The sequence below is a fragment of the Luteococcus sp. H101 genome, assembly GCF_038433155.1.
In the GTDB taxonomy this organism is placed as follows: Bacteria; Actinomycetota; Actinomycetes; order Propionibacteriales; family Propionibacteriaceae; genus Luteococcus.
Genome location: NZ_JBCDMW010000021.1, coordinates 89,752 through 110,747, shown reverse-complemented (window position 1 = coordinate 110,747; position 20,996 = coordinate 89,752). Strand labels below are relative to the sequence as shown.

Below are 20,996 nucleotides of genomic sequence, written 5' to 3'. Positions count from 1 at the left end.
ACTCGACCAATGAATCCGTCCTGAGCGAACAACGCCCCGTGGCGGTCCCCGCACATCACCCCGCCCCATTAGAGTCGGCCTCGATTGACCGTTGCCCGCGGTCCCCTTCCCCTGGAGGTCCCATGTCTGACGAACAGCACGCCACCGACACGAAGCAGAAGTCCGAGGCCCCTCACCCGGACGACCCGCGCAAGCCCTCGTCACCAGCGGAGCTGCACAAGCCCGGCTGGAAGTTCACCGCCAAGAATGCGCTGCGCGAGTTCACCAATGACCAGTGCACGGATCTGGCCGCTGGCCTGACCTATTTCATGGTGATGGCCCTGTTCCCCGGTCTGCTGGCGCTGATCTCCATGATGGCGCTGTTCGGCCAGTCCGAGGGCGGCGCCCAGGCGCTGCTGGACATCGTGCGCCAACTGGCACCGGGCGATGCCTACAACCAGATCAAGGAACCGCTGATGAACATGGTCAACTCCCGGGGCACCGGGTTGGCTCTGTTCATCGGTCTGGCGAGCGCCATGTGGTCGGCGTCGGGCTATGTCGGCGCCTTTGGCCGGACCATGAACAAGGTCTACGAGGTGGCCGAGGGCCGCCCGATGGTGAAGCTGCGCCTGACCAACCTGGCCGTCACCCTGTTCTGCACCCTGGTGGGTTCCCTGATGCTGGTGGCCATGGTGGTCAGCGGTCCGATCGCCGAGGCCGTCGGCAACGTGATCGGGCTGGGCTCCCAGGCGGTGATGTTGTGGGGAATCGTCAAGTGGCCCGTGATGCTGCTGCTGGTGGTCCTGATGGTGGCCGTGCTCTACCACTTCACCCCCAATGTGAAGCAGCCCAAGTTCAAGTGGATGTCCGTGGGGGCCGCCGTCGCCATCCTGGTCTGGATCCTGGCCTCACTGGCCTTCGCCTTCTACGTCGCCAATGCCGGCAACTACTCCAAGACCTATGGCGCCCTGGCCGGCGTGATCGTGATGCTGCTGTGGCTATGGCTGACCAACCTGGCGCTCCTCTTCGGCGCCGAGGTGGACTCCGAACTGGAGCGCGCCCGCCAGCTGCAGACCGGGCTACGGGCCGAGGAGAGCCTGCAGCTGCCGCCCCGCGACACCAAGGGCATCGAGAAGCACGAGAAGAAGGAGGCCGAGGCCATGGCCGAGGCCCGCGACGTCCGGCTGCACGCCACCGGCGGGAAGCAGCTGGATGCCGCCGACCAGAAGGCCGCGGCCAAGCTGCGAGCCAAGGACGGCTACGACGAGGACGGATTCGTCGACGAGAAGTCCTGAGGCCACAAGCCCCAGCGACAAGCGAAACTCCCGGCGCCAGCCCCCACCACGGGGCTGGCGCCGGTCCTTATACCCAACGGGAGGAATTCTTGCGGATCGAGCAGCCCATCCCCCGCTTGGTGCCACAGATTTTGCGGTGAGAAGATGTCCCGGTTGTCCAATCCCGGGAGGATCTCTCGCATGAAACGATCAGTTGCCGCCACGGCGGCGATCATCGCCACGGCACTGCTGGCCAGCGGCTGCGCCACCAACCTGAGTGGTTCGGGGCTGCCCACCAGTTCGACGTCGGCGAGCCTCCCCCCGATCGCCGCCAATCCGGAGCTGATGGCCAAGCTGCCCACCCGGATCCAGAACAGCAAGAAGATCGTCGTGGGCACCAGCCCCACCTACAAGCCGGTGGAATTCCTGGAGGGTGACAAGGTCAGCGGCCTGGACATCGACCTGTTCGAGGCCGTCGGACAGCGCCTCGGGGTCCAGATCGAATGGGAGCAGAGCCAGTTCGACCAGATCCTGATCGGCATCCAGGCGCAGAAGTACGACGCCGGGGTCAGCGCCTTCACGGTCACCCCCGAGCGGATCAAGAGCGTCAACATGGTGAGCTACCTGTCGGCCGGGTCGCTGTGGACCGTGCAGAAGGGCAACCCGAGCAAGGTGGAGGCGGGCAAGCCCTGCGGCCGGACCATCGCGGTGCAGACCGGCGTGGTGCAGGAGCTGGAGCTCAAGGATGCGCAGAAGAGCTGCGGGGCCAACCCGATCAAGATCCTGTCCTTCTCCGACCAGGGTGAGGCGACGGCGGCGCTGGTCAGCGGCCGGGCGCAGGTGATGGCGGCCGACTCCCCCATCGCGCTCTACGCGGTCAAGATGAACGAGGGCACGATCGAGCAGCTCGGCGAGACCTACGACGCCGCGCCCTACGGCACGGTGGTGCGCAAGGACGACGCGCAGTTCGCCGAGGCGATCAAGACGGCCTTCGACGAGCTCAAGACCTCCGGCCACTACGAACAAATCCTGGCCAAGTGGAACCAGACCGACGGCGCGATCAAGGCCTTCGAGGTGAACCCGAAGTGAGCACCTCCGTCGAGAACACCACCGTCGAGCCCAACGGCCGCGGCCGGGACCTGATCGAAGCCGTCCCCGTGCGGCATCCCTGGCGCGGCGTGGCCGCCGTCCTGGTGGTCATCCTGCTGGCCATGCTCGCCCACCAGCTGGCCACCAATCCCGCCTTCGACTGGGGCTTCACCCTGGACGCGATGCGCCAGGTCCCCGTCGCCAAGGGCTTCTGGCTGGGCGTGATCCTGGTCACCATCGGCTCCATGGTGGTGGGTGTACTGGGCGGCATCCTGCTGGCCGTGATGCGGATGAGCCCCAACAAGCTGCTCAGCGGCGTCGCCTTCACCTATGCCTGGTTCTTCCGCTCGATCCCGCGCTATGTGCTGCTGTCAATCCTGGGCGGCGCCGGCGCCTTCTTCCCCAACCACATGGTGGGCATCGGCATCCCCTACGGCGCCCAGCTGATGAACCTTTTCGGGATCGACGCGTCGCTCAAGATCGCCAACCTGGACGCCAACCAGCTGTTCACCGGCTACCTGGGTGCCATGCTGGGCCTGGGCCTGTCCGAGGCCGCCTACTTCAGCGAGATTGCCCGCTCCGGCATCATCAGCGTGGAGAAGGGCCAGCACGAGGCCGCCACCGCCCTGGGCATGACCCGCGGCCAGGCGATGCGTCGGATCATCCTGCCGCAGGCGATGCGGGTGATCATCCCGCCCATGGGCAATGAGACCATCGCCATGTTCAAGGACACCTCCCTGCTGATCGCGCTGCCGTTGGCCGGTGAGATGCTCTTCCAGCTGCGCAGCATCGGCACCAACTACTACAAGATGATCCCGGTCTACATGGCGGCCTGCCTGTACTACCTGATCACCACCACCATCCTGATGATCGGCCAGAGCTGGCTGGAGAAGCGCTTTGGCCGCGGGCATGCCCCGCTCAACTACACCGGAGGCGACCACTGATGAGCACCGCTGACAATTCCGTCGCCGCCGACGACGTGCAGGTCCGCGCGATCAACGTGCACAAGTCCTTCGGGGCGCTGGAGGTGCTCAAGGGCGTCAACCTGGAGGTGAGGCGCGGCGAGGTGGTGGTGCTGCTGGGGCCGTCGGGTTCCGGCAAGACCACCTTCCTGCGGCTGATCAACCAGATGGAGACCCTGACCGGTGGCCGGATCTGGGTGGACGGCGAGCTGATCGGCGTCGAGGAGCGCGACGGCAAGCTCTACCAGCGCACCGAGAAGGACATCGCCCGGCAGCGCTCCAGCATCGGGATGGTCTTCCAGCGGTTCAACCTGTTCCCGCACAAGACGGCGCTGGAGAACATCACCGAGGCACCGATCGTGGTCAAGAAGACCCCGAAGGCCGCCGCCGAGACCCGCGGCCGGGAGCTGCTGGCCCAGGTGGGGCTGGCGGACCGGGCCGACTCCTTCCCCAGCCACCTGTCCGGCGGTCAGCAGCAGCGGGTGGCCATTGCCCGCTCGCTGGCGATGGACCCGGACCTGATGCTCTTCGACGAGCCGACCTCCGCGCTGGACCCGGAGCTGGTGGGTGAGGTGCTGAACGTGATGAAGGACCTGGCCGCCAAGGGAATGACCATGATTGTGGTGACCCATGAGATCGGCTTCGCCCGGGAGGTGGCGGACCGGGTGGTCTTCATGGACGGCGGCGTCGTGGTGGAGCAGGGCACCCCGGCCGAGGTGATCGACAACCCGCGCGAGGAGCGCACCCGGGCCTTCCTGGGCCGGGTCTCCCACTGAGCCCCACGAGAACAGATGCAGGATGGGGGGTCCGACGCAATTATTGCGTTGGACCCCCCATCTTGCATCTGTTCTCAGCGGGCACTCCGGCCGGGATTCGGTGGTCGGGATGGTTGGTCCTAGAATTCCGGGGTGAAAATGCAGCCGGGACGCCCGGACGACGACGCCTTCGGGCCGGGGATCAGCCCCGAGGACATGGCCACCACCCTGCGGGTGCTGGACGAGCTGGCCGCCCTGGAGCTGGAGCACCCGGACCAGATCGCCTTCAAGCAGGCCGTGAACCGGATGAACCGCACCATCCGGCACCGTCGTCGCCGCGCCGTGCGCCAGCCCATCGAGGATCACGACAACGCCATCCTGGAGCTGACCGCCACCGGTTCCCCGGAGCGGATCGACGACGAGACGGCCGGCATCCCGCTGGTCTCGCACGCACCCGGTGCCGTGGCCGGCGAACTCAAGGAGCCGCGGGCCTGCTACATCTGCAAGCGGGACTACACCACGGTGGACGCCTTCTACCACTGGCTCTGCCCGGAGTGCGCCGCCTTCAGCCACGGCAAGCGGGACCAGCGCTGTGACCTGTCTGGGCGCCGCGCGCTGCTGACCGGCGGCCGGGCCAAGATCGGGATGTACATCGCGCTGCGGTTGCTGCGCGACGGTGCTGACCTGACCATCACCACCCGCTTCCCGCACGACGCGGCGCGCCGCTTCAGCCAACTGCCGGACAGCGACGAATGGATCGAACGGCTCAGCATCGTCGGGATCGACCTGCGCGACCCCACCCAGGTGGTCAGCCTGGCCGACGAGGTGGCTGCCGGCGGTCCGCTGGACATCCTGATCAACAATGCCGCCCAGACCGTACGTCGCTCCCCCGGCGCCTACTCCCACCTGGTGGAGGGCGAGCAGGCGGCGCTGCCCACCGACCGCCCGCTGCCCAGGATGCTCACCTTCGACCGGATCAGCGAGGCCCACCCGGCCGCGCTGGTGGGCGCCGGCGCTGGCCTGGGCGCGGAGCTGGCCAGCCAGTCCGCGGCCCAGATGACCGCGCTGGCGCTGCAGGCCGGCAATGCCTCGCTGGAGAAGCACCTGGCCGGGACGGCGATCGACGCCGGCGGCCTGCTGCCGGACCTGGCCACCGAGAACTCCTGGACCAAGACCGTCGACATGGTGGACCCGCTGGAGATGCTGGAGGTGCAGCTCTGCAATGCAACCGCCCCCTTCATCCTGATCAGCCGGCTGCGCGAGGCCATGCGGGCCAGCACCGCCCGTCGCAAGTATGTGGTCAATGTCTCCGCCATGGAGGGCCAGTTCGGCCGTCGGTACAAGGGCGCGGGGCATCCCCACACCAACATGGCCAAGGCGGCCCTGAACATGCTGACCCGCACCAGCGCGCAGGAGATGTTCGAGACCGACCAGATCCTGATGACCGCGGTGGACACCGGCTGGATCACCGACGAGCGCCCGCACGACGAGAAATTGCGGATCGCGGCGGAAGGTTGGCACGCCCCGCTGGACCTCGTCGACGGAGCAGCCCGGGTCTACGACCCCGTGGTGATGGGTGAGCGCGGCACCGACCTGTACGGCGTCTTCCTCAAGGACTACCAGCCCTTCGCGTGGTGACGGGTGTCCCCCTGGGATCCATGGGTGGCACCATGGAGTCATGTCCAGCGACCAGCATCATGCGGCGGCCACGGGTGGCCTGTGGCAGCTCGACGACCCACGTCAGGTTGCCCCGCGGCCGGACGTCCACGGGCATACCCCACGCACCGAGCAGGTGACCCACGAGGCGGCGGCGGTGGAACGCATCCCCGTCGACGCGCAGAACCTCGGACTCACCGACCTGACCGCCCCCGGTCTGGCGATGGCCACTTCCCTGAACCCTGACCGGCGCCGGCACCGGATCGTGGCGCGGATTGCGCTGGCCCTGTTCATCCTGCCTGCACTGGTGCAGGTCGTCCTCGTGCTCCTGGAACAGCTCCGCTGACCCTTCAGGCACCGAGCATGACAGGATCTGGATCATGGACGACCTGACGGGCTACCTGGCCGACGTGCACCGCCGGGTGCTGCCGTTCACCGAGGGTGAGGTGGCCTCCTACATTCCAGCCCTCGCGGAGGCGGACCCAGATCCCTTCGGCATCGCCATCGCCACGGTGGACGGGCAGCTGCACGAGGCGGGCGACTCGCGCACCGAGTTCTCGCTGCAGTCGGTCTCCAAGCCGTTCACCTATGCCCTTGCCCTGCAGGAGGCCGGTTTCGAAGCCGTCGACGCGGCCATCGACGTGGAACCCTCCGGCGAGGCCTACAACATGATCTCCCTCCAGGACGAGACCGGGCGCCCCGACAACGCCCTGATCAATGCCGGAGCGATCGCGGCGACGAGCCTGCTGCCCCACAAGGGCCGCATGTCACGTCTGTTGCGCTTCTACTCCTCGTTGGCGGGACGCCTCCTGCACGCCGACGCGTCGATCGCCATGGAGGAGGTGGAGAACGGACACCGCAACCTGGCCATGGCGCACCTGATGCGCTCCTTCGACGTCCTCGGCGACGACCCGGTGGAGGCAACCCGTGACTACTGCGCCGCCTGCGCCACCATGGTCACCACCGCCGACCTCGCTTGGATGGCGGCCACCCTGGCCAATTCGGGCCGCCAGCCCACCACCGGCGAGCAACTCGTCGACCCGCTGGTGGTGCAGCGCGTCCTGTCAGTGATGACCATGTCCGGCATGTACGACGAGGCCGGCTGGTGGATGGTCCGCGTCGGGCTGCCGGGAAAGTCGGGTGTCGGCGGTGGACTGATCGCCGTCGCCCCCGGACAGTTGGGGCTGGCAACCTTCTCCCCGCGGCTCAACGAACACGGCTCCAGTGTCCGCGGCGTGCGCACCTGCGAGATCGTCAGCCGGGAACTGGACCTGCACATCATGGGCTCGCGCCGCTGACATCTCCACCAGTCGGTCTCAGGCCTTTCGCCCCAGCAGCCGCTTGATGGTGGCCAGCCGGTCCTTGATCTGGGCCTCATTGCCGTGCTCGGTCGGCCGGTAGTACTCCGCGTCCACGAGCTCGTCGGGCAGGTACTGCTGCTTCGCGACGGCATGAGGCGCGTCGTGGGCGTAGAGGTAGCCCTTGCCGTGCCCCAGATCCTGGGCGCCGGAATAGTGCGCGTCGCGCAGGTGCGGTGGCACCAGGCCGATCCGGCCCGCCGAGACGTCGGCCCGGGCCGCGCCGATGGCGGTGGTGACCGCATTGGACTTGGGTGCCGTGGCTGCCGCGATGGTGGCGTGGGCCAGGGTGAGTTGCGCCTCCGGCATGCCGATCAGCTGCACGGCCTGGGCCGCGGCGACGCAGGTCTGCAGCACCGAGGGTGCCGCCATCCCGATGTCCTCGCTGGCGCTGATGATCAGCCGCCGGGCGATGAAGCGCGGATCCTCCCCCGCCTCCAGCATCCGCGCCAGGTAGTGCAGCGAGGCATCCACGTCCGAGCCGCGCACGCTCTTGATGAAGGCGCTGATCACGTCGTAGTGCTGGTCCCCGTCCTTGTCATAGCGCAGGGCGGCCCGGTCGACGGACTTCTCCACTATCTCGGGGGTGATCTCGCTCTGCCCCATCGCGTCGGCGCCGGCGGCCGACTCCTCCAGGTAGGTGAGGCTGCGACGGGCATCTCCCCCGGCCAACCGGATGATGGTCTGGCGGGCCTCCGGATCCAATTGGTAGCGTCCGCCCAGGCCGCGCTCGTCGGACAGGCCCCGGTCCACCAGGGCACCGATGTCGGCGTCGGTCAGCGGTTTGAGGGTGAGCAGCAGGGAGCGCGAGAGCAGCGGCGAGATCACCGAGAACGACGGGTTCTCCGTGGTGGCGGCAATCAGGGTGACCAGCCGGTTCTCCACCGCGGGCAGCAGCACGTCCTGCTGCGCCTTGCTGAACCGGTGCACCTCGTCCACGAACAGCACGGTGGCCCGGCCGTGGGCCAGCTCCCGTCGGGCGACGTCCAGCTGGGCCCGGACCTCCTTCACCCCGGCGGTGACCGCGGAGATCTCCACGAACCGACGGTTGGTGGCGTGCGAGACCACCGAGGCGATGGTGGTCTTGCCCACCCCGGGCGGGCCCCAGAGGAAGACGCTCATGGCGGTGTTGCCCTCCGCCAGCCGACGAAGCGGCGAGCCCGGCCCCAGCAGGTGTTGCTGGCCGACGATCTCATCGATGGTGCGCGGCCGCAGCCGCACCGCCAGCGGCAGCTGGCCGTGCGTCGCCCCGCCCAGGGTGCCCCCCGTGGTGGCCTCGGCCTGGTCCTCGGCGGGGTCCGGGTTTCCGAACAGGTCCGTCACCCGAGCATCACCGGGGCTCGGCCGGGAAGTGCTCGTACAGCCAGACCAGGGTGGTGCGCCAGGCGTCCTCGGAGCTCATCTGGTGGTGGAAGATCGGCAGCGGGTTGTCGAAGGCGTGCCCGGCGCCGGGCCAGCTGCAGAACTCCACGTCGGCGCCCTGGGTCACCACCTGGTGGATGTGCTGCACGGTGGCGAAGGGCACGTACTCGTCGGCCTCGCCGAAGTGGTGCAGGCTGGGCACCTGGACGACGGGGATCTGGTCCACCAGGTCCGGCAGCGCGGAGCCGTAGTAGCTGACCAGGGCGTCGGCGCAGCCCGCACCGGTCGCGCCTGAGCAGGCGGCGTAGGCCAGGCCGCCGCCGTAGCAGAAGCCGATCAGCCCCACCCGGCCGCCGGTCTCCGGGCGCAGGCGCAGCCACGCCACGCAGTCCCGGATGTCGGCCACCGTCTCGTCCCAGGGGTTTCTGCCCAGGAGGTCCATGGCTCGGGGCATGGCGTCGGGCTCGTCGCCCTGCAGCACGTCGCCACCGATCCGCCAGTAGAGGTTGGGCACCAGCACGGTCCAGCCCTCGTCGGCCAGGTCAGCGGCCCGCTGCAGGAGGTAGTCACTGACGCCGAAGATCTCCTGCACCAGCACCATCCCGGCGCCGGTGCCGGACTCGGGGAGGAAGAGCTTGCCGGGGATCCTGCCGTCGGCCACCTCCACCTTGACCTTGCGCATGGTGACCTTGGACCTTGATTCCCAGGTACGGGGCAGGATGTTCACTTCGTCTCCTCCTCGGGGGTGTCCTGGAGCAGCTTGGCCCGCAGGGCGGCATGGTCCTCGTCCGTCCAGCCATGGGCCACCAGCCAGCCGTGGACGCCAGAGAACTGCTCGGTGCCGTACTCCTCGTCCAGGGCGGTCAGCAGCATCTGCATGGTGGCGGCGGGGGTGCTCTGGTCGGCCACCTGCTGACCGGCGAGGTCCTCCCGGTAGGTCTCGGTGTTGGCCAGCCGGTTGAAGATCAGCTCCACCCGCTGGTTGGTGGCGTCGTAGTCCGCGACGACCGCCTCCCGCTGCACCCCCACCTCAGTCAGGGACATCGCGATGATGGTGCCGGTGCGGTCCTTGCCGGCGGCGCAGTGCACCAGCACCGCCCCGGGCGCCTGGGCGATGGCCCGGATGGCCGCCACCACGTGTTCCGGCCGGCCGTTCAGGTAGCCGAAGTAGTGGTTGGCCAGGTGCTCCTCATGGCTGGAGTTCTGCCGGTCCAGCAGCACCTGCTCGTCCTTCCACGGCAGCTGTGCCTGTTCTTCCTCCTCGTCATCGGGGATGCCGGTCTCGGCGGAGTCCTCCGGGTAGAGGGTCAGCTCGTGGAAGGTGAGCGGCTCGGCCTTCAGCGGCCCGTCGCCGGTGCTGGCCCGTTCCAGGTTGGTCCGCAGGTCCACCACGTCGGTCACGCCGAACTCGTCCACCAGCCGACGCACCGACGCCGGCGGCAGGTCCTGCAGGTTGTCGGTGCGGATCACGACGCCGCGCCGGGTCCTCGCCCCGTCGGGAGTGGGCTTACCGCCGATGTCACGCATGTTCACCACGCCGGGCAGGTCGATCCAGCCGATCTCGGGAAGTTCCATGCCGCCCACGCTATCGCGCGGCACCGAGGCACCGAAAAGCTGGACGAGTGACTCAGTGGCGAGCCGAGGTCTCCTTGCGGCCGACATAGTCCAGCATCGCGTCCACTGCGGCCGGGACCGGCCGGCCGGCGGCGCGGTTGGCCAGACCACCGGCCAGGTAGATCACCGCGGTGACCAGCATCGGCCCCACGGTCACCCAGTCGGACGGGAAGCCGTCCTTCCAGACCTGGCTGGCGCCGAAGGTGAGCATTCCGCCGATGATCGCGATGATCGTGGCCCGGCCGTCGGTGTGCCGGAATCGCTTGAACAGGCCCAGCAGCAGCGGCATGCCGGTCACGCCCACCAAGGCGCCGAACCAGGTGATGATCATGCCGATGATGTCGCCGAAGGCGTCCTTGTTGAGGCCCACCACCACGGTCACGATGGTGAAGGCCACCGTGATGATCCGGGCCAGCCGCAGCGATCCGGCACCGCTCATCCGGGCCTCGTCGAAGCGGCGGCTGAGCACCGGCAGGATGTCGCGTTGGGTGACGGCCGAGAGGGTGTTGATGTCCGAGACGGTCATGCCCATGGTGGAGGCGAACATGCTGGCCAGCACCAGCCCGATCAGGCCGTGCGGCAGGTAGGTGTTGGTCAGCAGTGGGTAGAGCTGAGCCGCGGGCTTGTCCAGCCCGGGGTGCAGCAGGCGGCCAGCCCACATCGGCGCGAAGATCAGCAGCGGCCAGACGAAGTACAGCAGGGAGCTCAGCAGCTCGGCCTTGCGGGCCTCCTTGCCCGACGAGGTGGAGATGAAGCGAGCGGCGAGGTTCCAGTTGCCGCCGTTGTACTCGAAGGTCTTGGCGAACAGGTAGAGCGCACACCACAGCATCGTGTAACTGCCGTTGAAGGGGCTGGAGAAGTTCGGCTGGACCTTGTCCAGCTCCCCCCACATGGTGAAGTAGTTCAGCCCGCGGTTGCCCAGGGCCTGACCAACGCCGATCAGGATGACGATGCCGGCAATGAGTTGCACCCCGAACTGCACGAAGTCGGTCAGCAGGTCCGCCCACAGACCACCGATCGTGATGTAGACGAGGCTGACGGCACCCGACAGGATGATTCCCTGCCAGATGGGCAGGCCGGTGAAGCCATTCATCAGTACACCGATGGAGGCCCACTTCGCGCCGATGTCCACCAGCTTCATCAGGACGCCCAGCCATGCGATCACCTGCTGCGCGGGCAGGCCGTAGCGCATCTTGAGGTATTCCGTTGGGGACTGGATTCCGAGGTTCTGGCGCAGGCGCGGCCAGCGCGGCGCGAAGACCTTGGCACCGATGAGCGTCGCCATCGCGATCACGAGTGCCCACCACACGTACATGGTGAAGCCAAGGTTGTAGGCGATGGCTGCGTAGGCGACGAAGACGACGCCGCTGTGCCCGGAGACGTGGTGGGAGACCCCGGAGAGCCACCACGGCACATTGCCGCCACCCACGAAGAAGTCACCCGAGTTGGAGCTCTTGCGCCTGGACCAGAAACCGATCCCGATCATCAACGCGAAGAAGAACCCGACAACAATCCAGTCGAGAAGCGACACAGCAGACCACCTTGTCCGTCCGACCGGGGTCGCACCTTGTCAACGGCCCCGCAACGGCATGATCCTTGCCTCTCACCGACGACATTGCCTGCAGTTGCCATCAGTTGCCGTCGGGTCACGGCACGCGCTTCACCCACTGCTCGGTGGCGAACTTGGTGCGCACCAGGTCGGCCGCCTGGGCCAGCTCGTCGTCGGTGTAGTCCCGCTCGACGCAGCGGTACTGCCTCTTGAAGTACTCGAGGAAGCTGTCGATGATCGCGTCCCGGGCCATGCCGGTCTGGGAGCGCATTGGGTCGACGCGTTTGTTGGCGGACTTGACGCCCTTGTCGGACAGCTTTTCGCGGCCGATGCGCAACACCTCGAGCATCTTGTCCGCGTCGATGTCGTAGGAGGTGGTGACGTGGTGCAGCACGGTGCCGTCCACCAGCCGGCGCTGTGCCGCGCCGCCGATCTTGCCCTGGTCGGAGGCGATGTCGTTGAGCGGCACGTAGCGGGCGTTGACCCCCAGTTCGGCCAGGGCGCCGATCACCCAGGTGTCCAGGTACTTGTAGGACTGCTCGTAACTCAGCCCCTCCACGAGCGAGCCCGGCACCACCAGTGAGTAGGTGATGCAGTTGCCCTCCTCCATGAACATCGCGCCGCCCCCAGTGATGCGCCGCACCACCTCGATGCCATGCTTCGCGCGGCCCTCGTCGTCAATCTCGTTGCGGTAGCTCTGGAAGGAGCCGATCACCACCAGCGGCCGGTCCCAGTCCCACAGTCGGAAGTTCGGGTTGGCCTCGCCCCGGGAGACCCGGTTGGCAATCACCTCGTCCAGCGCAACGTGCATCTTGGGGTCCAGCTTGACCGGGCGGATCACGTCGAAGGTGAGGTCCTCCCACCGGGTGGCATTGCCCAGGGCCCGACGCACAGCCACGCCGACGGCCTCGGCGTCGAAGCCGATCAGCCGTGCCTCGGGACGCAGGCGCTGGTTGATGGCCTGCCGGATGTCCGCGACCCCGGACTCCTGGGGCAGTCCGGCCAGCGCGGCCGTGATGTCGTCCAGCGCCTCGTCGGGTTCCAGGAAGAAGTCTCCATGGACTGACGGCCGCACCAGCCGTCCGTCTTCCACCTCGACGTCGACGACGACCAGTTTGCCGCCTGGAACCTTGTACTCACCGCGCATGACGCCAGCCTATGGACACACGCAAGGAGGCCCGCCACCCAAATGGGCAGCGGGCCTCCACGTGCAGCGATCAGTTCTTGTCGGCGGGAGCCGCCTTCTTCTCGGCGGACTCCGCCTTGTCGGCGTTGTCCTTCTCCTCGTCCTTCTTCGGCTTGGCGTCCACGCCGGCCTCCTTGCGCTGCTGCGGCGTGATCGGCGCCGGAGCCGAGGTCAGCGGGTCGAAGCCGCCACCCGACTTCGGGAAGGCGATGACGTCGCGGATGGTCTCGAACTTGCCCAGCAGCATCACCAGGCGGTCCAGACCGAAGGCGATGCCACCGTGCGGCGGGGCGCCGAAGGCGAAGGCGTCCAGCAGGAAGCCGAACTTCTCCTTGGCCTCCTCCTCATTGATGCCCATCACGGTGAAGACCCGCTGCTGGACGTCGGGACGGTGGATACGGATGGAACCGCCACCCACCTCATTGCCATTGCAGACGAAGTCATAGCCGTAGGACAGGGCCGAGCCGGGATCGGTGTCGAAGCTGTCCAGGTGTTCCGGCTTGGGCGAGGTGAAGGCGTGGTGCACGGCCGTCCACTTGGAGTTGCCCAGCGCCACGTCGCCCGAGGCCGTCGCGGCGGCAGTGGACTTGAACATCGGGGCGTCGACCACCCACAGGAAGCTCCAGGCGTCCTCATCGATCAGGCCACAGCGCTTGCCGATCTCCAGGCGCGCGGCACCCAGCAACTCCTGCGAGCTCTCACGCTCACCGGCGGCGAAGAAGATGCAGTCGCCGGGCTTGGCACCGGCGGCCTCGGCGATACCGGCCTTCTCCGTCTCGGAGATGTTCTTGGCGACGGGGCCGCCCAACTCGCCGTCCTCCGCCACCGTGATGTAGGCCAGGCCCTTGGCACCTCGCTGCTTGGCCCACTCCTGCCAGGCGTCGAACTGGCGACGGGGCTGGGACGCACCGCCGGGCATGACGACGCAGCCGACGTAGGGGTTCTGGAAGACCCGGAAGGGCGTCTCGGAGAAGAACTCGGTGACCTCGCGGATCGGGTTGTCGAAGCGCAGGTCCGGCTTGTCGGAGCCGTAGTTGTCCATCGCGTCGTGCCAGGTCATCCGCGGCAGCGGGGTGGGCATCTCGACGCCGATCAGCTTCCAGCACTCGGCCATCACCTTCTCGGCCAGGGCGATCACGTCGTCCTGGTCCACGAAGCTCATCTCGATGTCCAGCTGGGTGAACTCGGGCTGCCGGTCGGCGCGGAAGTCCTCGTCGCGGTAGCAGCGGGCAATCTGGTAGTAGCGCTCCATTCCGGCCACCATGAGCAGCTGCTTGAACAGCTGGGGGCTCTGCGGCAGGGCGTACCAGCTGCCCGGGTGCAGGCGGGCCGGCACCAGGAAGTCGCGGGCACCCTCGGGGGTGGAGCGGGTCAGCGTCGGGGTCTCGACGTCGTAGAACTTCTCCTCGTCCAGCACCCGACGGATGGTGTGGGTGACCTGGGAGCGCAGCACCATCGCGTCGTGCATCCGGGGCCGGCGCAGGTCCAGGTAGCGGTACTTCAGGCGTGCGTCCTCACCGACCCCGGTGCGCTCGTCGATCTGGAAGGGCAGCGGCGCGGCGGCGCTGAGCACCTCCAGCTCCCGGATGGCCACCTCGATCTCACCGGTGGCGATGTTCGGGTTGATGTTCTCCTCGGTCCGGGCGTCGACCACGCCGGTAACCTGGATGCAGAACTCATTGCGCAGGTCGTGGATGCCGGCCTTGGCCAGGTACTCGTCGCGCACGACGACCTGGCAGATGCCCGACGCGTCGCGCAGGTCGATGAAGGCGACGCCGCCGTGGTCACGCCGCTTGGCGACCCATCCGGCGAGCGTGACAGTGGTTCCGACGTCGGCCCTGGACAGGGTCCCGGCCTCATGGGTGCGCAGCATGCGTATTCCTTTCTGGGGCGCTCACATAGACGGTGCGGCGCCGTGGTTGCGCCCACCACCCTAGCGGCTCGACGCCGCCACTTCCTCCCCAATTCCCCTCTGCCGCAGCATGCGGCCACCGCAGCGTGCGGCAACTGGCTGCAAGTACTGCGGGCAAGAGTTTCAGCCGCCGTAGCGTGGGACCAATGGAAGCGACCGCTGGCCACTTCCGTGGATCCCAACAACGAGGTTCGGAGGATTGCTGTGGCAAGACGCAATGGTGGGGAGCTCTCCACGGGTCGCGTGGTCTCCTACGCGATGGGAGATGTGGCGAACAACATCTCCTTCGGACTCACGTCGATGTTCCTGATGGTGTACATGACCGACATCGCCGGGGTTCCGGCCGCGGTGGGTGGCACCATCTACGGCGTCACCAAGATCTGGGCCGGCTTCTGCGACCTGTTCGCGGGCAACACCGTCGACAGATTCAACTCTCGCTGGGGGCACCTGCGACCCTGGCTGTTGATGGGCGGGGTTCCCCTGGCCATCTGCTTCGTCCTGCTCTTCAGCACCCCGGCGGGGATCAGTGAGCGCACCGCCATCGCCTGGATCCTGCTCTTCGACGCCGCCTTCCAGCTGTGCTACTCCTTCGTGAACATCCCCTACGGATCGCTGTCCGCGGCCATGACGCAGGACTCGACGGACCGCTCCCGGCTGTCCGGGGCCCGGTCGATCGCCGCCTCGGTGACCGGCGTGGCCCTGTCCGCCGTCGTCTCCCCGCAGTTCCAGAACACCGCGGCGGAGGGCGTGCGCCAGAAGTTCACCTACACCACCCTGGCGCTGGCCCTGCTGGCCCTGGTGCTGTACGCCATCTGCTTCAAGAACACCCGGGAGGTGGTCCCCCGCAGCCCGGGCAAGATCAACCTGGCCCGCACGCTGACGATGGTCAAGCAGAACCGGCCGCTGGTGGTGCTGTGCTCCGGTGCCCTGTTCATGCTCGGCTCGATGTACACCATGAGCGCTGTCGCCATGTACTACACGCGCTACGTGCTGGGGCACGCCTCCTGGTACACCTTCCTGGCCCTGGCCCAGGCGGTGGGCACCATCCTGGTGGCCTCGATCCTGCCCAAGCTCACCGTGGCCTTCGGCAAGCGCAAGGCCTACCTGGCCCTGGGCGTGGTGGCCGTGCTGGGTTACCTGGTGATCTACCTGGTTCCCAGCGGCAGCCTGCCGGTCGCCGTCCTGGCCTGGTTCCTGTTCGGCGCCGGCACCGGCGGCACCAACGCGATGATGTTCTCCATGCAGGCCGACACCGTCGACTACGGCGAGTGGAAGACCGACATCCGCTCCGAGGGCGGCAGCTACTCCATCCTGTCCTTCATCCGCAAGTGTGGCCAGGGCATCGGCGGGGCACTGGGGGCGGCCATCATCGGCGCCTTTGGTTATGTCGCCAAGGCCCCGGCCCAGTCGCCGGGGGCCCTGCACGGCATCCGGCTGGCCACCGGCGCGGTCCCCGCGGTACTGGCCGTGGCCGCCGTCGCGGTGATGTTCCTCTACCCGCTGACGGCCAGTCAGCACCGCAGCCTGGTCGGCGAGCTGAACGACCGTCGCACCCGGCGGGCCGCCGGGCAGACTCTGGGCCTGGACGCCCAGGAGCTGACGGTGGTGCAGCTGGGCGACGGCCGCAGCACCCGGCTGACGCGCAGCGACGCGCCGGTGATCACCCTGTTCGAGCGAGAAGGCTCCGGCGGGACCGAGATCGGCCCCAAGGTGGCCGAGGCGCTGGGGGTCTCCTTCACCGCCCAGCGTTTCAGTTCCCGACAGATCGCCCAGATGGACGACGACGTCGTCACCCCCAGCGGCTTCGACCGCTTCGTGCGCTCGCTGTCCTGGTCCGCCACCTCCGAGTCCGCGCTGGCGCAGGCCCTGGAGGAGTCGGTGGACAACCGGCTGGCCGACCAGGCCACCCGCGAGGTGCTGGAGGCGGTCAGCGACGGCGGGGTGGTGATGGGCCGAAACTCCGCCTACATCCTGCACAGCGCACTCGGTGCCTTCCACGTCCGGCTCACCGCCCCGCTGGCCACCCGGGCCGCCCGGGTCGCCGACCGCCTGGAGGTCCCGGTGACCAAGGCCGAGGCCCTGATCAGCACCGAGGAGGCGCTGCGCGCACAGCTGTCCGAACGGCTCTTCCATTGGGATCCGTACAGCGACGACTACTACGACCTGGTGATCAACACGGGTTCGATGACCTATGACCAGGCGGTGGAGATGATCGTCGGGGCCTACCTGGCCAAGTACCCGCGCACCGACGCGACACCCCCGAAGGCCTGAACCCCACCGGCCAGGCCCTGACCGCCCTGCCCTGCCCCCGGTGCGCCGAACCGATCGGTGCCGCTGGCCCCGGGCAAGGGGTCAGCGCCCGCCCCCGGGGGCCTGCAGGCACTGGCGCAGCAGCGCCAGACCGGGCTCCAGCCCGCGGGCGGTGACCAGCCGGACCACGAACAGGCCGTGGCCCGCCAGGACGGCGTCGATCCGCTTGTCCTGCCGGACCGCGGCCATCATCTCGGCCAGGCTGGCCGGGACCGTGCCGTCGACGCCTTGAGCGGTGACGGCGAATTCCGTGCCGCGGGGCGCCCGGGCCGCCAGCAGCCAACGGTGTCGGTGCCGCTGCCCCACCGGCACCTCCTCCACCACGAGCTCCACCGGGACTCCCCCGGCCAACGCACGGTAGCAGCGACGGGCACGGCCAATCAGTTCGGGCCCGAAGACCCGGCCCTCCAGCCGGAAGACGTCCACCCAGCCGACGAAGTCGTGGTCGGCGATGAAGTGGTGCACCAGGTCACGCCGACGCAGCCACCAGAAGAAGCTGACCAGCACCACGGTCATCACCGCGATCCCGACCACCCCCACCGCGACGGCCTTCATGGCGGGTCAGTCCCCCATCGTGATCCGGGGGCGCAGGTCCTGTTCGGCCGGCGCCCAGAACTCCGCATCGGCGTCGGTCTGCTCACCGGTTCGGATGTCCTTGACCTGGCCGTGTTGGCCGCCGAACCAGACATAGGGGATGCCGCGCCGGTCGGCATGCTTGATCTGCTTGCCGAACTTGTCCGCCCGAGGCGCCACCTCGCACGGGATCCGCCGGGCGCGCAGCGCGGCGGCCACCTCCTCGGCAGTGCCGCGGGTCTCCTCCTGGTCCACCGCCACCAGCACGGCGCTGGGCACGCTGCGCGATGCGGTGATCTGGCCCTTGGTGATCAGCGGCCCGAGCAGCCGGGTCACGCCCAGGCTGATCCCGACGCCGGGGAAGGTGACCTTGCCGTCGCTGGCCAGGGAGTCGTAGCGCCCGCCGGAGCTGATCGAGCCCAGCTTCTCGTGGCCCACCAGCTCCGTCTCGTAGACGGTCCCGGTGTAGTAGTCCAGACCGCGGGCGATCTTGAGGTCCGCGACGATCCGGCCGGGCACCCGCTGGTTGGCCGCATTGACCACGGCGCGCAGCGCCTCCAGCCCCTCGTCCAGCATCTCGTGCTCCACTCCCAGCGCCCGCACCTGCTCGACGAAGGAGTCGTCGGGGGTGCAGATCCCGGCCAGGGCGACGCACTTGCCAGCCACCTCGGGGCTCAGGCCCAGCTCGTCGACGAGCAGTTCCGCCACGGCGTCGCCGCCGATCTTGTCGAACTTGTCCACCCGCTGCAGCACGTCCAGGGTCTCGGTGATGCCCAGCCCGCGGTAGAAGCCCTCGGCCAGCTTGCGGTTGTTGACGTGCATCCGGGCCTGCGGCAGCCCCAGCTCGACGTGCATCCGCTCCAGCGCCGCCAGCATCACGATCGGCGCCTCGACGTCGAAGTGCTGCGGCAGGCTGTCCTGCGCGACGACGTCGATGTCGGCCTGCAGGAATTCCCGGTAGCGCCCCTCCTGGGGTCGCTCGCCGCGCCACACCTTCTGGATCTGGTAGCGACGGAAGGGGAAGGCCAGGTGGCCGGCATTCTCCAGCACATAGCGGGCGAAGGGCACGGTCAGGTCGAAGTGCAGGCCCAGGTCATCGTGGGCACCGGCCTTCTCCTCGGGGTCGGCGTGCAGCCGACGCACCACGTAGACCTCCTTGGTGATCTCGCCCTTGCGGGTGAGGGTCTCCATGGTCTCGACGGCGCGGGTCTCGATGTTGGCATAGCCGTGCAGCTCGAAGGTCTCGCGCAGGATGTCGAGCACCGCCTGCTCCACCATCCGTCCGGCGGGCAGGAATTCGGGGAAACCGGAGAGCGGCTTGGGACGGGCCATCACAGATCACTTCCATCGACATCGGGGTTCTGCAGCGCCACCAGGCGGTCGGGCTGCAGCCAGGGATTGGTCATCCGCTCGGCGGCCATCGTGGTGGTCGGGCCGTGGCCGGGCAGCAGGTGCGCCTCGTCGGGCAGGGGCAACACCTCGGTGACAAGGCTACTGGCCATCACGTGGCCGTCGCCACGGGGCAGGTCGGTGCGGCCGATCGAGCCGGCGAAGACCACGTCGCCGGTGAAGACCAGCTGCTGCTCACCCAGCTCGGGCAGCAGCAGGGTGCAGCCGGGGGTGTGCCCCGGCGCGTGCCGGGTGCCGAACCGGATCCCGGCCACCATCACGTCGCCCTCATAGTGCCGCACGTCGGAGGGCGGAGTGAACTCGGTGCCGCCGCACAGCGCCTCCAGGATCGGCTTCGCGTCATCCCCCAGGGCGCGCAGCGGGTACTGCAGGAGGTCGACGTCGGCCTCGTGCACCCAGACCGGCACGCCCGCCTCGTCGGCGATGGTGGCCGCGGCCGCCACATGGTCCACGTGACCGTGCGTCAGCAGCACCCCGTCCAGGCTCAGGCCGTACTGCTTGAGGCCCTGCCGGACCCCGTCGGCCGCGTCCACGCCCGGGTCGACGACGACGCACCGGCCGCCCTGTTCGGTTGCGAGCAGATAACAGTTGGCCTGCCAGGGGCCGGCCGGAAATGAGGCAATGAGCACAACTGGCACCATATCGGGCAAGATGGAGCCCATGAGCGAAACTGCAGGTCCGAACCCGTTCGGTCGCGTTGAAGACGATGGCACCGTCTATGTGGTCACCGCCGATGGTGAACGACGGGTTGGCCAGGTCCCCGATGTCGATCCCTCCGAAGCACTTGCCTTCTACGTCCGCCGATTCCAGGCACTGGAGACCGAGGTCGGTCTGCTGGAATCCCGGGTGAAGTCGGGCACCGTGGGTGTGGAGGAGGCCCGCAAGTCGATCAACTCGCACCGCAACTCCATCGCCGAGGCCAATGCCGTCGGCGACCTGGCCGGGCTGCTGGCCCGGCTGGAGGCGCTGGCACCCACCCTGGATGCGGCCGCGGAGGCGCGCAAGGCGGAGAAGGCGAAGGCCGCCGAGGCCGCCCGGGCCGAGAAGGAGCGGATGGTCGGCGAGGCCGAGAAGCTGGCCCAGGGCAATGACTGGCGGGGCGGGGTGAACCGCTTCCGCGCCCTGTTGGAGGAGTGGAAGGCACTCCCCCGGATCGACCGCGCCACCGACGATGCCCTGTGGCACCGGTTCTCCAGCGCCCGGACCACCTACACCCGTCGCCGCAAGGCCCAGTTCGCGGAGCAGAATGCCAAGCGAGAGGGTGCCAAGCAGCTCAAGGAACAGATCATCGAGGAGGCCCGTCCGCTGGCCACCTCCACCGACTGGGGCCCCACCGCGGGCGCCTTCCGGGACCTGATGGCGCGCTGGAAGGCCGCCGGTTCGGCCCCCCGCGCCGAGGATGACAAGCTGTGGGCCACCTTCCGCGGCATCCAGGACGAGTTCTTCGCCGCCCGCGACGCCGCCATGGCGGAGCAGGACCAGGAGTTCATCGGCAACCAACAGGCCAAGGAGGCCCTGCTCGACGAGGCCGAGAAGACCATCCTGCCGGTCAGTGACCTGGCCACCGCCCGGACCCAGTTCCGGGACTTCCTGGCCAAGTTCAACGAGTACGGCAAGGTGCCGCGCGACGCGATCCGGCCGCTGGATGCCCGGGTGCGCAAGCTGGAGAATGCCGTGAAGGATGCCGAGGCCGAGGAATGGCGCCGGACCGATCCGGAAGCCCGTCAGCGCGCCGCCGACACCGTCGCGATGTTCACCTCCCAGATCGAGAAGCTGACCAAGCAGGCCGAGAAGCTGGAGGCTGACGGCAAGGAGAAGAAGGCCAAGGAGGCCCGCGAGTCGATCGCCTTCAACCAGTCCCTGCTGGACCAGGCCCAGAAGGCGCTGGACGAGTTCAAGGCCTGAGCCGCCACCGATCCGACGACACAGCCCCCGCGACCGTGCTGGCCGCGGGGGCTGTTGCGTTGACGGCGGCTGCCGGGGATCGCCCGGCTCGGCCGACGGTGA

Annotated in this window: 18 protein-coding genes; 9 read left to right on the top strand and 9 right to left on the bottom strand. The window is 68.3% G+C overall.

All coding sequences use genetic code 11. The annotated features are described in order from the left end of the window. The first annotated feature begins 122 nt into the window (after window positions 1-122). The 7 genes from AAEX60_RS08700 (at window position 123) to glsA (ending at window position 7,013) form a co-directional block, all read left to right on the top strand. Window positions 123-1,274, top strand: coding sequence for a YihY/virulence factor BrkB family protein (locus AAEX60_RS08700; protein WP_342102713.1), 1,152 nt, complete (start codon window positions 123-125; stop codon window positions 1,272-1,274). Window positions 1,275-1,454: 180 nt separating this feature from the next. Then, entirely contained in the window at window positions 1,455-2,342 is an 888-nt protein-coding gene (locus tag AAEX60_RS08695) for an ABC transporter substrate-binding protein (protein ID WP_342102712.1), read from the top strand. Then, window positions 2,339-3,286 carry an amino acid ABC transporter permease gene (locus AAEX60_RS08690; RefSeq protein ID WP_342102711.1) on the top strand — a complete coding sequence of 316 codons (948 nt, stop codon included), beginning with the start codon at window positions 2,339-2,341 and terminating at the stop codon, window positions 3,284-3,286. Before AAEX60_RS08695 ends, AAEX60_RS08690 begins: the two co-directional genes overlap by 4 nt. Continuing rightward, window positions 3,286-4,080 carry an amino acid ABC transporter ATP-binding protein gene (locus tag AAEX60_RS08685; protein WP_342102709.1) on the top strand — a complete coding sequence of 265 codons (795 nt, stop codon included), beginning with the start codon at window positions 3,286-3,288 and terminating at the stop codon, window positions 4,078-4,080. The genes AAEX60_RS08690 and AAEX60_RS08685 overlap by 1 nt, the downstream gene beginning before the upstream one ends. A 138-nt stretch (window positions 4,081-4,218) precedes the next feature. Beyond that, on the top strand, window positions 4,219-5,697 hold the full coding sequence (locus AAEX60_RS08680; RefSeq protein ID WP_342102830.1) for an SDR family NAD(P)-dependent oxidoreductase: 1,479 nt from the start codon (window positions 4,219-4,221) through the stop codon (window positions 5,695-5,697). Window positions 5,698-5,737: 40 nt separating this feature from the next. Further along, window positions 5,738-6,061 (top strand): hypothetical protein, encoded by a 324-nt coding sequence (locus AAEX60_RS08675; protein WP_342102706.1) that lies wholly within the window; start codon window positions 5,738-5,740, stop codon window positions 6,059-6,061. A gap of 34 nt (window positions 6,062-6,095) precedes the next feature. Then, window positions 6,096-7,013, top strand: a complete 918-nt coding sequence (glsA, locus tag AAEX60_RS08670; protein ID WP_342102705.1) for a glutaminase A — start codon at window positions 6,096-6,098, stop codon at window positions 7,011-7,013. Window positions 7,014-7,031: 18 nt separating this feature from the next. On the opposite strand, the gene AAEX60_RS08665 is transcribed toward glsA, so the two are convergent. The 6 genes from AAEX60_RS08665 to aspS form a co-directional block, all read right to left on the bottom strand. Then, window positions 7,032-8,396 carry a replication-associated recombination protein A gene (locus AAEX60_RS08665; protein ID WP_342102703.1) on the bottom strand — a complete coding sequence of 455 codons (1,365 nt, stop codon included), beginning with the start codon at window positions 8,394-8,396 and terminating at the stop codon, window positions 7,032-7,034. A 7-nt stretch (window positions 8,397-8,403) separates the two neighbouring features. Beyond that, window positions 8,404-9,162, bottom strand: coding sequence for a dienelactone hydrolase family protein (locus tag AAEX60_RS08660; RefSeq protein ID WP_342102702.1), 759 nt, complete (start codon window positions 9,160-9,162; stop codon window positions 8,404-8,406). Continuing rightward, complete coding sequence (locus AAEX60_RS08655) at window positions 9,159-10,010, bottom strand: tyrosine-protein phosphatase (RefSeq protein ID WP_342102701.1); 852 nt, start codon at window positions 10,008-10,010, stop codon at window positions 9,159-9,161. The genes AAEX60_RS08660 and AAEX60_RS08655 overlap by 4 nt, the downstream gene beginning before the upstream one ends. Before the next feature lie 52 nt (window positions 10,011-10,062). Next, window positions 10,063-11,580, bottom strand: a complete 1,518-nt coding sequence (locus AAEX60_RS08650) for a sodium:solute symporter family protein (RefSeq protein ID WP_342102700.1) — start codon at window positions 11,578-11,580, stop codon at window positions 10,063-10,065. Window positions 11,581-11,695: 115 nt separating this feature from the next. Then, window positions 11,696-12,745 carry a lipoate--protein ligase family protein gene (locus AAEX60_RS08645; RefSeq protein WP_342102699.1) on the bottom strand — a complete coding sequence of 350 codons (1,050 nt, stop codon included), beginning with the start codon at window positions 12,743-12,745 and terminating at the stop codon, window positions 11,696-11,698. Window positions 12,746-12,815: 70 nt separating this feature from the next. Then, complete coding sequence (gene aspS / locus AAEX60_RS08640) at window positions 12,816-14,657, bottom strand: aspartate--tRNA ligase (RefSeq protein WP_342102697.1); 1,842 nt, start codon at window positions 14,655-14,657, stop codon at window positions 12,816-12,818. 243 nt (window positions 14,658-14,900) lie between these two features. On the opposite strand from aspS, the gene AAEX60_RS08635 reads away from it, so the two are divergent. Then, window positions 14,901-16,967, top strand: coding sequence for a glycoside-pentoside-hexuronide (GPH):cation symporter (locus AAEX60_RS08635; RefSeq protein ID WP_342102694.1), 2,067 nt, complete (start codon window positions 14,901-14,903; stop codon window positions 16,965-16,967). Between the two features lie 81 nt (window positions 16,968-17,048). Here the strand turns inward: AAEX60_RS08635 and AAEX60_RS08630 are convergent, their stop codons facing one another. From AAEX60_RS08630 to AAEX60_RS08620, 3 genes are read right to left on the bottom strand one after another with little or no spacing between them, the layout of a single operon-like run. Beyond that, on the bottom strand, window positions 17,049-17,561 hold the full coding sequence (locus tag AAEX60_RS08630) for a hypothetical protein (RefSeq protein ID WP_342102692.1): 513 nt from the start codon (window positions 17,559-17,561) through the stop codon (window positions 17,049-17,051). A 6-nt stretch (window positions 17,562-17,567) separates the two neighbouring features. Further along, window positions 17,568-18,911: a histidine--tRNA ligase gene (gene hisS / locus AAEX60_RS08625; protein WP_342102690.1), complete on the bottom strand. Its 1,344-nt coding sequence runs from the start codon at window positions 18,909-18,911 to the stop codon at window positions 17,568-17,570. Further along, a complete protein-coding gene (locus AAEX60_RS08620) occupies window positions 18,911-19,618 on the bottom strand; it encodes an MBL fold metallo-hydrolase (RefSeq protein WP_342102689.1) in 708 nt (235 codons plus the stop codon). The genes hisS and AAEX60_RS08620 overlap by 1 nt, the downstream gene beginning before the upstream one ends. Here AAEX60_RS08620 and AAEX60_RS08615 point away from each other — a divergent pair. Beyond that, entirely contained in the window at window positions 19,611-20,894 is a 1,284-nt protein-coding gene (locus tag AAEX60_RS08615) for a DUF349 domain-containing protein (RefSeq protein WP_342102688.1), read from the top strand. The genes AAEX60_RS08620 and AAEX60_RS08615 overlap by 8 nt on opposite strands. Window positions 20,895-20,996: the final 102 nt, after the last annotated feature.